The 14,268-nt window shown below is 41.0% G+C and carries 11 protein-coding genes; 4 read left to right on the forward strand and 7 right to left on the reverse strand.

Features of this window, described 5'->3' with window-relative positions; all coding sequences use genetic code 11:
* Positions 1-30 precede the first annotated feature (30 nt).
* Genes I3B46_RS04035 through I3B46_RS04050 form a run of 4 tightly spaced genes read left to right on the forward strand, consistent with a single transcriptional unit; the run spans position 31 to position 5,045 of the window.
* The gene (locus I3B46_RS04035; protein ID WP_004927285.1) at positions 31-2,172 is read left to right on the forward strand and encodes a TonB-dependent siderophore receptor; all 2,142 of its coding nucleotides are present in this window, start codon (positions 31-33) and stop codon (positions 2,170-2,172) included.
* Positions 2,172-2,429: a hypothetical protein gene (locus tag I3B46_RS22285; RefSeq protein ID WP_104872979.1), complete on the forward strand. Its 258-nt coding sequence runs from the start codon at positions 2,172-2,174 to the stop codon at positions 2,427-2,429. Before I3B46_RS04035 ends, I3B46_RS22285 begins: the two co-directional genes overlap by 1 nt.
* On the forward strand, positions 2,426-3,856 hold the full coding sequence (locus I3B46_RS04045; protein WP_036941739.1) for a PepSY-associated TM helix domain-containing protein: 1,431 nt from the start codon (positions 2,426-2,428) through the stop codon (positions 3,854-3,856). Before I3B46_RS22285 ends, I3B46_RS04045 begins: the two co-directional genes overlap by 4 nt.
* Complete coding sequence (locus I3B46_RS04050) at positions 3,834-5,045, forward strand: RhtX/FptX family siderophore transporter (RefSeq protein WP_036941737.1); 1,212 nt, start codon at positions 3,834-3,836, stop codon at positions 5,043-5,045. Before I3B46_RS04045 ends, I3B46_RS04050 begins: the two co-directional genes overlap by 23 nt.
* 40 nt (positions 5,046-5,085) lie before the next feature.
* Here the strand turns inward: I3B46_RS04050 and I3B46_RS04055 are convergent, their stop codons facing one another.
* The 7 genes from I3B46_RS04055 to bcsD all read right to left on the reverse strand — a co-directional run bounded on the left by I3B46_RS04055 (position 5,086) and on the right by bcsD (position 14,267).
* The gene (locus I3B46_RS04055) at positions 5,086-7,746 is read right to left on the reverse strand and encodes a TonB-dependent receptor domain-containing protein (protein WP_231405894.1); all 2,661 of its coding nucleotides are present in this window, start codon (positions 7,744-7,746) and stop codon (positions 5,086-5,088) included.
* A 308-nt stretch (positions 7,747-8,054) separates the two neighbouring features.
* On the reverse strand, positions 8,055-8,573 hold the full coding sequence (gene hpaC, locus I3B46_RS04060; protein WP_004927299.1) for a 4-hydroxyphenylacetate 3-monooxygenase, reductase component: 519 nt from the start codon (positions 8,571-8,573) through the stop codon (positions 8,055-8,057).
* A gap of 19 nt (positions 8,574-8,592) precedes the next feature.
* Positions 8,593-10,155, reverse strand: coding sequence for a 4-hydroxyphenylacetate 3-monooxygenase, oxygenase component (gene hpaB / locus I3B46_RS04065; RefSeq protein WP_004927302.1), 1,563 nt, complete (start codon positions 10,153-10,155; stop codon positions 8,593-8,595).
* 552 nt (positions 10,156-10,707) lie between these two features.
* Positions 10,708-11,391, reverse strand: a complete 684-nt coding sequence (locus tag I3B46_RS04070; protein ID WP_004927309.1) for a LysR family transcriptional regulator — start codon at positions 11,389-11,391, stop codon at positions 10,708-10,710.
* A 501-nt stretch (positions 11,392-11,892) separates the two neighbouring features.
* Complete coding sequence (gene galU / locus I3B46_RS04075) at positions 11,893-12,783, reverse strand: UTP--glucose-1-phosphate uridylyltransferase GalU (protein WP_004927318.1); 891 nt, start codon at positions 12,781-12,783, stop codon at positions 11,893-11,895.
* Between the two features lie 110 nt (positions 12,784-12,893).
* Positions 12,894-13,790: a sensor domain-containing diguanylate cyclase gene (locus I3B46_RS04080; protein WP_004927322.1), complete on the reverse strand. Its 897-nt coding sequence runs from the start codon at positions 13,788-13,790 to the stop codon at positions 12,894-12,896.
* 21 nt (positions 13,791-13,811) lie between these two features.
* Positions 13,812-14,267 carry a cellulose biosynthesis protein BcsD gene (gene bcsD / locus I3B46_RS04085; protein WP_004927325.1) on the reverse strand — a complete coding sequence of 152 codons (456 nt, stop codon included), beginning with the start codon at positions 14,265-14,267 and terminating at the stop codon, positions 13,812-13,814.
* Position 14,268 lies beyond the last annotated feature (1 nt).

A 14,268-nucleotide genomic window follows, 5' to 3' on the forward strand; every position in this document is an offset into this window, starting at 1 on the left:
CAATTATCATTTAACTTTTTAGGGTAGAAAATGTTGTCCGTTCATAATGCTAAGCGCTTAAAAGGGCTAAAACTTGCCCCTTGCGCACTGTTTTTAGCAACTGCTCCATGGGCTTTATCAGCAGGGGCAGAACAAAGCTCGCAACCTAAGCATGATGTCATGCAAGTAACAACGACCTCCAGTGCTGATGACGATTATGTGGAGCCTGGCGTCACAACATTAGGCAAAATAGCCCTAAAACCAAGAGAAGTTGCACAATCTGTCAGTGTTATTGACCGCGAGCAAATCGAAAAGCAGAACCTACAAACCCTTGACGATGTTATGCAAAGAGCCACAGGGGTAACGAGTGCCCCTTACGTCAAGTTAACGACCGCCTACTATGTACGTGGCTTCCAAATTGACTCCTTTGAAATTGATGGTGTGCCAGCGTTGCTCGGTAATATGGCGAGTTCACCGCAAGATATGGCGGTGTATGAGCGTGTTGAGATCTTACGTGGCTCCAATGGGCTACTTCATGGAATGGGAAACCCTGCTGCGACGGTCAATATGGTTCGCAAACATGCACCAAAGGAAGATATGGCGAAACTCAGCTTAACAGCGGGGAGTTGGAACCGTTATCGCGGTGAAGCGGATGTTGGTGGATTACTCAATCAATCAGGCAGTGTGCGTGGGCGATTTGTGATGGCGTGGGAGGATAAGGATTTCTTCTATGATGTATCCGATCAAAAAACACGTTTAATGTACGCGACGGTTGATGCGGATCTCACCCCTGATACTTTATTACGTGTTGGTGCACAATATCAAACTATCGATTCAGTCACCAATATGGCTGGCGTACCTATGGGGAAAGATGGTCGTGATTTGCATCTTCCGCGTAAAACCTACCTTGATGTGGATTGGGACCGTTTTAAATGGGATACCACACGCACCTTTGCTGCGATTGAGCACCAGATCAATGATGATTGGCAATACAAACTCAATACTGAATATCAACATGTTAATGCTCGCCTAATTTATGCAGGTGCATGGGGCAATATCGACCCTGAAACTGGGGATGGCGCCATGCTAATGGGGGGCGCTTATAAATTCCGCAATGAACAAATCAGTCTTGATACAAGCTTGAATGGTAAGGTTGAAGGCTGGGGGCAGAAGCATGATGTGATTATGGGGGTTAATTACTCGCATGCGAGTGAAAAGCAGTATAGCGCGGAATTTGACCCTTCACTGAATGTTCCCGTGAACGTCTATCGCTGGGATCCACACAGCGTACCTAAGCCTAATGTCGGGCCTTATAGCTCTCCAGGTGCAACGAAAACAACTCAAAAAGGCGTTTATGGTATGGGGCGCATTAAGGTTGTAGAGCCTGTCACGGTGATCATTGGGGCTCGCGATAGCTGGTGGGAATTGAAATCGCCAACGTCTAAATTTACTGAAAATGGCCGGATCACCCCTTATGGCGGTGTGATTTGGGATTTTGCAAAAGATTGGTCTTGGTATAGCAGCTATTCAACCGTTTATCAGCCTCAAACCGCGAAAACCTGGAGTGGTAAAATGCTGAAACCCGTTGAAGGGCAAACGCTAGAGACGGGGATTAAAGCGGGATTACTCAACGGTAGCTTGAACTTATCAGGGGCTATCTATCAGATAGATATCAAAAACAATCCTCAAGTTGACCCTGATCACCCGACGGGAGGCTTTGATAACTACTTTATTAGTGGGGGCAAAGTACGTAGCCAAGGTTTTGAATTAGAAGGTGTTGGCTATATTACGCCATTTTGGGATGTCTCTGTCGGCTACACCTATACAGACACCAAATATCGCGATGATAGCCAAAACAAAGGTAATGCCTACAACACGTTAACGCCTCGTCATATGTTACGTGTATGGACCAACTACGATCTTCCTTGGGATGAACGTAAATGGAGCATTGGGGGCGGTATGCAAGCACAAAGTGCTTATAGTACCACCAACGGCAATGTCACTTTACGTCAAGGGGGTTATGCACTCTTTAATACGCGTTTGGGGTATCAAATTGACGAAACGTGGAGCGCAGCGGTCAATGTGAATAACTTATTCGATCGCCGCTATTATTCAGGTCTTTTCTCTCCACAATGGAATAACCGTTACGGCGAACCTCGTAACGTGATGTTGACTGTAAAGGCTGATTTTTAATGAAATTAGTCAGTGCGATTTCCGTCATTGGCACTTTAATAGGGGGAGTTGTTCTCTCCCTATTATTCGTTCGCATTTACCCTTCGGATGATCTTCTAAACCGCTTGTATGGCGCTGTTTTTCTTGCCATTTTTTGCACCATGGGGATGTTTGTCTACTGCTTTACCGCGAGTAGCTGGCGACAAATGTTATTACGCAGTTACGGATGGTGGCCGCTTCCTCTATTGTGGTTATTGCTGTGGGGGGGAGGACAATGAAAGTCCCACTGACGCGCAGAATGTCCGATCTACATCGTAGTGCGGGTGCATTTTTGGGCGTTTTTTTATTTGTGATTATGCTAAGTGGCACTTGGAGCTTAGGAAGTGATGCTTTACGTCTTTGGTGGAATAAAGCGCCCCTTTCAGGAGAACTCCTGCCGCTATCACAATTACTAACGTTACAGCCAGAGGCTGCATTGGTGCAGTTACCTCAATCAGCCAATCCTACCATCACTTTTTGCCTTGGGATGGGGCAGTGCGATAACAGCTATAGTGCCATTACGGGCCAAGCTTTAGCGCAGAATACTCCTGCAATGTGGCTGGTCACATTGCATAAAAACCTATTTATTGATTTTCCAGGACGTATTCTGATTAGCCTATTTGGTTTTGCGTTGGCAGTACTGTTAATTAGCGGCTTTATTATTAACCGCCGCAAGCTAGCTTCGATGATGCGCTTACCGCGTCGGCTGAATTTACGCTTATTTATTCATGATCTGCATAATTGGCTGGGATTATGGTGCTATCCATGGCTAATTTTATTTGCTGTGACAGGGGCGCTTTCAGGGTTAGGTGCGTTAGGAACCGTTGGCTTGGCATCAAGTGTAAGCCCTGATAATCCACAGTTGGTCATGCAGCAATTGATGGGGGGCTTTCGTAAGGTTGATAACCACCAAGTAGTTCTACGCGAGCATCAACCAGAGCAAGTATTCGAGTGGCTTAAACAAACTTATCCCTCTTTTACGCCACAAACCTTGATGCGCCAAGGCGATTCATTGGTGATTGGTGGAGTACACGCGGGGCAACCGGGTAGTGCCAACTTTGAGCAATATCGTTTTGATTTGAATGAAGGGCGGCTTGTTGGTGTTCGAGACTCCTCTGATCACGCTTTCTGGACTCGTGCTTTTATCAGTATTCAACCACTGCATTATGGCCAGTATCAATGGCTACCAAACGTCGAAACGCTATTTAGCGTTTTGCATTTTATCGCGGGATTTAGTGGCTGTGTCTTGGTAGCGAGTGGGTTGGCAATGTGGTGTTGGCGGCATGCTGCCTCGCGGATTGCCGGGGGGATCGTTGGATGCTGTGGTGGACTGTTGCTGTCAGTAAGCGCATTGCTGGTTGTGATGTCTCTGTCATTAACATTGCCAATAAGTGCTTTTTTCCTGTGCTGGGGAGGCATTTTTATCCTCTGTCTAGTGATTAAAAATGCTCGCAAGATGCTGATTTTAATTGCTGCTTTATCAACTTTACTCTTTTTCATCGCATTTATTTTCTCGTTATGGCAGCAGCCTGCTGGCTTTAACCGTATTGATGTCATGCTGCTATTTTGTGGCTTGTTTTTGTTATTAACACTTGGATGTGTGGCTAAGTTATCTGCGACACAAAAAAGTGGTCGGAGTGGATATGAAAGATCTGTTACAGAATAAACAACTGGTGATGACCTTAGGATTGTTATACCTCGCTCAAGGTATACCGATGGGGATTGCGATGGATGCTCTACCTACCTTTTTACGACATGATGGTGGTGAGTTAAAGGTACTCGCATTTTTGCCACTTGTGGGCTTACCTTGGGTAGTAAAATTTTTATGGGCATCTTTTGTTGATAACCATTGGGGAAAACGGTTAGGACGTCGTAAGAGCTGGATTATTCCTATGCAGGTTATCGTGACACTCACCATGTTTGCACTTAGCTTTATTGGTTTCTCTGTGGAAAATGCACTGGCTTGTGTTGTATTGCTATTTATTGCTTCTTTAGCGAGTGCGACACAAGATATTGCCACCGACGGTATGGCGGCAGAGCAAGTCAGCGGCTCAATGCTATCAAAAATCAATGCCGTGCAGATAGCGGGCGTGATGGCTGGCTTTTTTATTGGTGGTGCAGGGCTGATGATTATGAGTGAGTCATTGGGTCAGCATATGGCATTAGCGATTTTGGCTTGTGTGCCGTTGTTAAGTCTGTTTTTTATTTCGTTGTGCCCATTAAAAACATCACAAGCCATTCAGGAAGATGAAAAAGCGAGCTTATTAAAAACCTTTAAGCGTCAAGGTGCACCTCGTCTACTGCTGCTAACCTTACTTTCTGCGGTGACCGCCGTTTCTGGTTTTGGTTTGGCAAAATTATTCTTAAATGATACAGGTTGGTCGCTGGCTCAGATTGGGAAAATGGGAATGGCAGGTGGCATGGTCACGTTAGTGTTAGGTTGTGGGGGCGGCGCTTGGTTGATTGGTAAAATCGGCGTCTGGCGCGCATTCTCATTTGGCCTATTATTCGCATTACTCTCATCGCTATTATGGACATTCCAGTCGATGAGCGGCGTATCAATGGCATTAGTGGCTACCTGTATCACACTTGGTTCATTATCTTCCGGTGTCACTTCTGTGGCGATTATGACCGCAGGTATGCAATTCGCTTCTCGCTATACGCAAGCAGGAACGGATATGACAGCAGTACAGAGTACTCGTGATATTGGTGAATTGGCTAGCTCAATGATGCTGGTGGGGCTAACGGCGGCGGTAGGCTATTCTGGCGGGTTTATGCTAGGGGCTGGTATTGCGTTTGTTGCATTGTTAGTCACCTTTTCTCACTATCGTTATATGAAAAAAATCGAAGCTTAATTGTCATCTTCCTGCCCACTCCTTGGGCAGGAATTGTTATTTAAAAGCGATAAGTAAAATCAACTGAAACCGTTCTACCTGGCGCAGGCATCAAGCTAAGCGCCATTGGATCAACATAGTATTCATTAGTGAGGTTAGTGACGGTAAGGTTGATATCCGCATTAGGGTTGAACTGATAATTAGCGTAAGCATCATAAGTCACGGTTGATAAATAAATTAACTGGGTTCCCGTCATCCCAACGGTATTCCATGAACGGTTTAATTTATGAGTAGGACCGCTATTATAGATACGGCGAACGCCAATATCTAAGTTGCGTTCATCAAGTAGCCTCACCCCAAGTGTTGTATTGATGCTGTATTTGGGTGGGTTAGTGATATTAACTAACGAGGTGCCAAAACCACCATTCACACAGTTTGGGGTATTAGGATCGCCATAAGCGTACTGACGAAAACGCTCAGCAGTTTTCGTATCACACGTTGTGGCTTCTAAATAGTAGTTACCCGATACATCAGCATAGAAGCGATCTTGATCATAAGCTAAGCTATATTCAATACCGGATGTTTTATAAAGATCCACATTCTCTATGAACCAAGAAGCGTTATTTGGGTGATAGCCTCGAGTGATCATGTCATGTAAGTCACTCTTAAACCAGGATACCTTAGCGGCAAGTTTATCTTCTTCGGTAAATAGTGAGTTTTGTACAGTTGATGCACCGATTTCAAGAACTTTGTTTTTCTCTGGTTTTAAATCAGCAGACGGCATTGAGGTCCAGTTGCCTAAAGTTGACTCAAAGATAGTTGGGTTCTTAACGGCTTCACTGTATTTAACATAGATTTGACTATTGTCATCAAGGTGAAATGCCAGCCCTACCTGTGGGCTGAAATCGCTTCCTTTCCGCTCAATAGGTTTGGTGTAAGCGTATTCTGTGGTGACTTCTTTTTTCAGATAACCTTTTTCCCCTCTTGGGTCAGGGTCATAACCATCAAAGTCATACTTTTCGCCAAGCGTTGTGTTTGCGTATGGGGTTTTCTTTAAAGAGTCTAACGTGTAGTTTCCTTGTTCATCAGGCCACCACTCCATATACCAGCTTTCAGGCCATTTGGTGAAATATTCACCGTTTTTCTTTAAGCGAGCAAACGTGTACTCTTGAGTGCGAGATTTCGCCGCATAAGCGGTGCTGTTTCTATCTCTAACATGATATTCGGTATAACGCCCTCCAACTTGAACTGTTAACCAATTCACGGGCTTATATTCTAGGGAGCTTGATAAGCTATACTCTTTGCGAACACCACTGCGCAAGAAATAGTTTTTTTGCAGATTTTCTTTTAGGACAGGTGAATTAGGGCCGGTATCTTCATACTGGAAAGCACCACCAATTGTTAAATTAAACTCACCAAGACGATTTTCGAACGTTGAGCGGTTGGTTAAATTCACGCCATATCTATCCGCTTTAATATCGGATAATAGCCCTTGTTTGTACTCTTCACTTTGTGGGTCTGGACGCTGCTCAGTACTTTGATCGAAAACAGGAACGTTACCGATATTTGCATTGTACATACGGCTGACTGAGTGGGTATACCACAATTCAGAGGTCAAATTGACCCAATCATTATCCGGATCAAAATTGTGCTTTGCTGATAATGAATCAATGGTAATTTTACTCGGGATAAATTGATTAGATTCCCCTTTGCTATTGGGGGTTGTAATCATCGATGGCATGATTTCACCCCATTTAGCGTCATAACGGCGATAAATTAACTCGAGCTTTTGGGTATCAGTAAGCTCGCCAGCCCCTTTGACTAACCAAGATTCACTACGGTTATGGGTATCAAGAACCTCTTTTCCAGCAGGATAGGCGTCAATCACCGCGGCTGTTGTCATCCCCGTGCCACCCGTTGACGAATAATGGGCGTCACGATAGCGTTTCGCGCCGTTTTTACCTGCAAAATAGTTACCTTGATTACGGTAGGCGTAAGCTGCAAGTAATTGATAGCGATCCTGATCTGTTGCGATAGCGACACTACCAAAGCGGCTATTCATATTCGGCCACGGATTGGCGTCATTACTCTCTTTGGTTTTAGTATAAAAACCGGATCGTTCTGAGACCGTGTTATTGGCAAGCCCCCCTCTTAAACGTACCCCAAAAGTTTCACCTTTCGGAATAACATCGGCAGGTTGTAAGGTTGTGACCCGCACCGCTCCTCCGATAGCTCCCGCGCCATCTGTCGCAAGGGTAGGACCTTTGTCGATGGTAACATGGCTAATCAAGTCGGGGTCTAAATAGCTGCGTTGCTGTACACCAGCGTAACCACGGTAAACATCAATGGATTGCTGCGTACCGTCGACAATAACGGGAACGCGGCTTTGGCCTTGTAAACCGCGAATATTGACATCTAACGCTCCGCCATTACGAATATCCCCAAGATGGACGCCACTGACGCCACGTAGAAAATCGGCAGCTGAATTACCTCGGAATCTCTCAACGGTTTTGCCATCAATATAGGACGAGGAGCCAAGCTGCAAATAAGGATATTCAGCATCTAGCTCCTTTTGTGATTTTGCGGAAACTTTGAGAGGGCCTAGCTGTGTTGGTTCTTGAGTTGCACTCTGTGCAGTCATCATGCCGCTTGCCATAAACGGACTCACACCAATCATTAATTGAAGAAGCCGAGTGACAGGCTTCATAGTGTCATTTTTCATAGCCATTATTGTTAAAGATTAATTGGTAATGAGATTGTAAATAATAATTATTATCATTCAATGAAATAACTAAACATTAACAATAAAAGATAGATTTGTACTAATGTATTGATTTAGAAAAATTATAAACATGACTAATTTGTATTTAGGCAGTCAATATAATTACATAGTATTTGTTGGGATATTGAAAAAAAGAAGGGTGACTGTATCGGTAGGAACATATTGCTTAGAAAGGACTTTCTTAGCGTTGGATCAAAAAGAGGGGCTATATCGCATAGCCCCTCTAAGCATATTGATGGTTTAATCCGTTATGCGGTTACTGCTAATGTCTGGTGCATAACTGGGTGGAATTTACGTTTGAAGTAAATTAACCCGTGACCTTCTTCTCTCACGATAATCTGCTTCATTTCAACCAAATAAACAGAATGCGTACCAATGTCTTGCACTTGGGTTATTTCACCCTCTAGGTTAGCAAGTGCATCTTTCAATAATGGTTGTTGCAAAATACCTTTATCCCAGATGCTCCAAGCAAAGCGCTCTTCCATTGTAGAGCCTTTCATTCCCGCGAAGTGGCACGCCATCTCTTCTTGTTCATGGTTAAGGATATTGACACACAGGCGGCCATTTTCTTGAAAGACCGCATTCATAGCGCTGTTGCGGTTAACACACACCATCAAAGTGGGTGGCGTGTCCGTGACTGAACAGACTGCTGTTGCAGTAATACCGCAGCAACCTGCTGTGCCATCCGTGGTGACTATGTTAACTGCTGCACCAAGACTTGCCATCGCATCTCTGAAACGCAGGCGATGTTCATTTTCTAAAGACATATTGACCTCCTGCTGCCGATTATTTCAGCAGCGAATCTAACTTATTAATATCGTTGTTGTTATGCAGGTGTGGGCGTTTCCAACCATGCTGATCGTAATCAGACAGGCAGCGGTCAACCATATCTGTCATTGCTTTCATATTACCCGAACCATAAGCATGGCGTAGACATTGCAGACGAATTTCGTCCTGACTACCCGCATAGTTGATTTCATAAAGCTCATGACGTCCGCCAAACTCGCTTCCAATCGCATCCCACATTAGCTTTAACACCTTGATACGTTCTACATGATCCATACCGTTAGAGCCACGCACATATTTTGCCAGATACTTATCGATTTCTGGGTTGTTCATGTCTTTCACACTGGATGGTAGATATATCAAACCACTGGTGACATTACTTTCTATGATATTCTTGATTTTCGTATAGGCCATTGGTGCCATTACGCGATAAGTTTGGATTGCTTGCGTATCTGGCAGATAGGCTCCGCCTTCCCAAGCCTTCGCTTCCGAAGTCATTGCATCGGTAAGTGACCAGAATAAATTACGCCATGCGACCACTTCACCTAAGTCTGCTTGTACACCACGGAAGTCGACAACTCCAGTACATTCAAGGCTTTTTTGCAGTAAGCCTGTAATGAAATCCAATTTAACCGCTAAACGCACGCAGGCTTGTAATGGGAACAAGCGAGCGAAACCACCTTGTACAGCCCAATTACGCGCTCTATCAAAATCACGATAAATTAATACGTTTTCCCATGGGATCAACACATGATCCATGACTAATATCGCATCATTTTCATCAAAACGGCTTGATAGTGGGTAGTCAAAAGGTGCGCCTGTTACGCCAGCAACTAATTCGTATGATGCGCGTGAAATTAGTTTCACACCATCAGCGTCCATTGGTGCGACGAACATCAGTGCAAAATCAGGGTTATCCCCCATCACTTGTGCAGAGCCGAAACCGATAAAGTTGTAGTGAGTTAGGGCGGAGTTAGTGGCAACCACTTTTGCGCCGCTGACGATAATACCTGCATCAGTTTCTTTTTCCAGCTTGATATAGACATCTTTTACTTCATCAGCAGGTTTATGGCGATCGATTGGTGGATTAACAATCGCATGGTTAAAATAAAGCCCACTTTCTTGAATACGTTTATACCAATTACGCGCGTTATCAGCGAATTGGCCGTAATATTCTGGGTTAGCCCCTAAACAACTGGCGAATGCCGCCTTATAGTCTGGAGTGCGTCCCATCCATCCATAGCTTTGGCGTGACCAATCAGCGATGGCGTCACGTTGTTGGCGCAGTTCATCGGCGCTGGTGGCGAAACGGAAGAATTTGTGTGTATAGCCGCCGTTTCCGGTATCTGTTCCCCAGCAAAGGCTGTCATGAGTTGCTTTATCATGGAGTGCATCATATAACTGTCCTATTGAAGCGGCTGAATTACGAAATGCTGGGTGAGTGGTGACATCTTTAACACGCTCACCATAGATATAAATTTCACGGCCATCTTGTAGGCTTTTTAAATATTCTTGGCTGTTAAATGGGCGTTTGGCATCTGAGCGAAAATCTTCTGGTTTCATGTCTACCTCGTTATCTCACAAACAGCGCCGGCGCATCATAGGGTACATATTTTCGCTGGCATCTGGATTATGTTAATTTTATGTTTATTTTGTGTTTCTTAATTGAAGCTTTTTATTTAAAAATAAGAAAGAGACTTTAGAAAGGATCGCTGGTACTTTTCGTTGAAAAAGAGAGTTTATGATAAGAATGTGATCACGGTAGTATTTTTAATATTAACAAATGATCGATGCACTATAAAAATAATCATTTAATTCAATAAATTAAAATTTATTAACTACTTAATGAGTTTAAATTTTACAGGATTTTTTGATAAAAAAACTACCAATAAAAATTGCTTTATCAGTGATTTTTAAAAGAAAAAGTACTTTTCCTAGGAAGAAAAAAAGGTGTGCTGATCTTTCTCTATCGAGAACCGATGACAATAATAAAGTTAACAAAAAGTTGCATTGCAAGACGTTGTCGGTGCTAAAACTTCTCTTAGGTTAAGCGTACTACAATAGCGAAGATTGAGTTTTCGATATGTAGCACGCTGAGTTCCAGTAAGAGAAGCGCTAGGCGATATGGTTTTTTTTCAATAAAAGATCTATCGATTCATTGATTAAGTTACCAATGTGCAAGTAGTTATCCATATTTCTATCGCCATTTCGAAAACAGATTTTAGATTTTATTTCTGAATACGAACCTAAAATACTCGTTGGCTGCTCTGTACTATGTCCTTTTTGGGTGACAAATTGATGGTTTATAGGGAAGCTTATCAAGGAGGCTGAAATAAAGTTATCGGGGCATTTTGTTGAAGAAACGATCAGCAAGTTTAAGGACATCGAGGCGAGCTGGGCAAACAGTTCCTCTGAGCTATCCACCGTGACTATTAAGTTAATATTAGGGTCACTTGCTAAGACGGCTTCTGTAATGTAGGAGGCAAAATACTCTGGTAATGAATCAGAAATGCCAATATGAAAAGTTTTTATATTATTATTTGTAGATTGCTGTGCAATGGCTTTAATTTCTTCTATCTCTTTTAAAATAATCTTGCTGTGCTCTAAGATTTGTAGACCCAAAGGTGTAAAGTTAACCCGACGGGTGGTTCTTTCTAGCAGAAAACAGCCGAGTGTGTTTTCTAGTTTACCAATCTGAATACTTAAGGTTGGTTGAGCTACATTGCAATATTGAGCCGCTTTTTTAAAGTTAAGAAACTTACCTAATGCGTTTAAATACTCGAAATCTCTAATATTCATTTTGTTGCCTCTGCTGTGGTTTAAAAATCAAATTTCGTTGTTATTGTCCATTGCTTACATGACTGAGAATGAGTACTAATAAAAATTAAACAAAAATCATTAAAGTAATGGGATAATAAAACATCTGTTTTCAATGAAGTCAGTTTTACTTAGCTGATGACTAAACTCATTCATAATGAAATCTCGAATTAATCCATCATTGTTAAGGTATTACATAGGAGATATCATTATCAGATAAGTTTATTCAGACAGAGGTAAAATATTTCTCAATACGACCCATACTTTTTTAATAAAAAAGAATTAACATGATTAATTGTAATCTTCTTATTCTGTTAGCAATAAAAATCCAATCCTGATTTTTAAAGTTGTTATATCTATTTGAATAACAAACAAATATAAAAAATAAAGAACAAGATCTCGCATTAGGCATATAACTAAAAATCAGACTAGCGATTGGATTTTGTTGATTCATAAAATCTACCCTATAAATAGGCGTTATGATTAAACAGTTTCTACCGAATCTTTCAACCAGCGATGAAACTGTGAGCCAAATGTTTGATGCTGACGACTATATTCAAAGAACGCTTTCATATACCCCATTTTATCGCCACAATCATGAGAACGCCCCTTTATGTGATAACCTTCGATAGCATGGGTTTTCAGAAGCATGGATAATGCATCCGTCAGTTGGATTTCATTACTCTTACCAATAGGTGTTTTTGCCAGCAATGGCCAAATCTCTTTACTTAAAACATAACGGCCAACAATAGCTAAGTTTGATGGCGCACTCTCTTTATGTGGTTTCTCTACAATCGCATAGATATTATTAAACTCTCCGCTATGAGTAACCTCATTATGGCAATCTACAATCCCGTAATTTTCGACATGCTCGATATTGACTTGTTCAATTAATATTTGGCTTTTTCCTGTCGAGTAAAAGCGGTCAATCATTGCGGGTAAATTATCAGATGCGTAATTACAAGCATATTCATTAATAATGACGTCTGGTAAAACAACAATAAAATCATTATCACCAATAAAAGGCTGAGCACATAATATCGCATGGCCTAGACCGCTTGCACAGCCTTGTCTAACATGCATAATTTTTAAATTTTCAGGGCAAATACCATTTATTTCATTGAGTAATTGCTCTTTCCCTTTTTGTTCTAATAACGATTTTAATTCAAAAGAGGTATCAAAATGATTTTCAATTGAATTTTTAGATGAATGAGTAACAAATATAATTTCATTGATACCCGCCATATAACATTCTTTTATTATGTATTGTATAATAGGTTTATCTACAAGAGGTAACATCTCCTTAGGTATCGCTTTTGTTGCTGGTAGCATGCGAGTACCTAACCCCGCAACAGGTATGACAGCTTTCAACATATATAATCCTTGATAAATAAAATATTTATTATAATCTTTACTTGTTGAGTGTAGTTTTCAACTAAGTACGGTTTTAAATTTTATTAGTTAAAACAGCTATATAGTTAAACCTAAATACATTTCTTTATTTGATTTCCTCCTTGTTTTTTCGCATGGTATAAGGCTATATCGGCATTTTTTACTAAACTCCCTAAACGCTCACCATCACGCGGGTATTGTGCAATGCCGACACTAATATTGATATTCGATACTTCTCCTTCTAAATGGCAATATGAATAAGTCCCCATAAAGTGAACCAGCTCCCAAAAGATAGATTCTGCATGATGATGATGTATGTCATTCACCATTAACACAAATTCATCGCCACCTAATCGAGCAAAAATAACCTCACTCGGTAAGTGCTTTTTTACATTTTTAGTGAACTGTTTTAATAGTCGATCACCATAACCATGACCAAAGGTATCGTTTATTTTTTTAAATTTATCAATGTCAATAAGCGCCAAATAGCATTCTGTTTTACTATTTTTGGCTAATTTAAGAGCTTCTTTGCCTTTTCTATAAAAACCATATCTGTTTAATAGTCCAGTTAGAGGGTCATGGTATACTTGGAAAGAGAGTTTATTCTTAGCTGCTATTAGCCTTGTTACTTCAGATAAAATAAGACAGTAATGATAGGCATTGTTGCTATTTTCTTCTATCTCCATTAATCTAGCTATAAAAAATATTTTTTTATTTTCTTTAGTTATAAAAATAATATCTTCAGTGTTACTATAATTAGAAATAAAATCAAGACTGTTTTTTTCTAAAATCAACTGATTATTTATTATGCTTGGCTTATATCCAATAACATCTGCACGATTGTAGTTGTAAGTTTCTAAGAAACGTTGACTAACATATGAAACTCTTCCATATATATCAATTAATAAAAAAAGACAGGTTTGACCAATGATTAAGTCCAATGAGATTTTTTCATTTTTTATTGATAACTCTTTGGTTTTATTAATCATGATAATTTATATTTGATGAATCTATTTAAATAAAGCATAACGAAATATGAAAATATCTTCAGTTGCATTTTCATTCCACAATACAGGCACTGATTTATTACCACCTTGCGATGTTAACCACTGAGTATATAAGCCTTCTAAAATACTAGCGCTAGCTCGACGCCATTTTTTATTGACCGATTTAGGCGCGTGAGGCCACGCACAATGCATAATAAGCAATTCACTATTTGCGGGTGCCATTTTAACAAACCCCCAATTGAACACTTCTAGAACAGTATTAATATTTTTTTCTAATTGACTTAATGTACTTGAATTCTCAATAGTGTGTAATTCACCAAGCTGTTGCCCAATTCGCCGTAGCGTTTTACAGCCTTCATTAGTTTCACCTGACGAAAACTCATAAAATAAAAAATTAATTAAATCATGCCAGCCTGTTTTATAACCACGTTGTAAGTAACTATCTTGGTCAAACATCATT

The sequence above is a fragment of the Providencia sp. 2.29 genome, assembly GCF_015832305.1.
GTDB lineage: Bacteria > Pseudomonadota > Gammaproteobacteria > Enterobacterales > Enterobacteriaceae > Providencia > Providencia stuartii.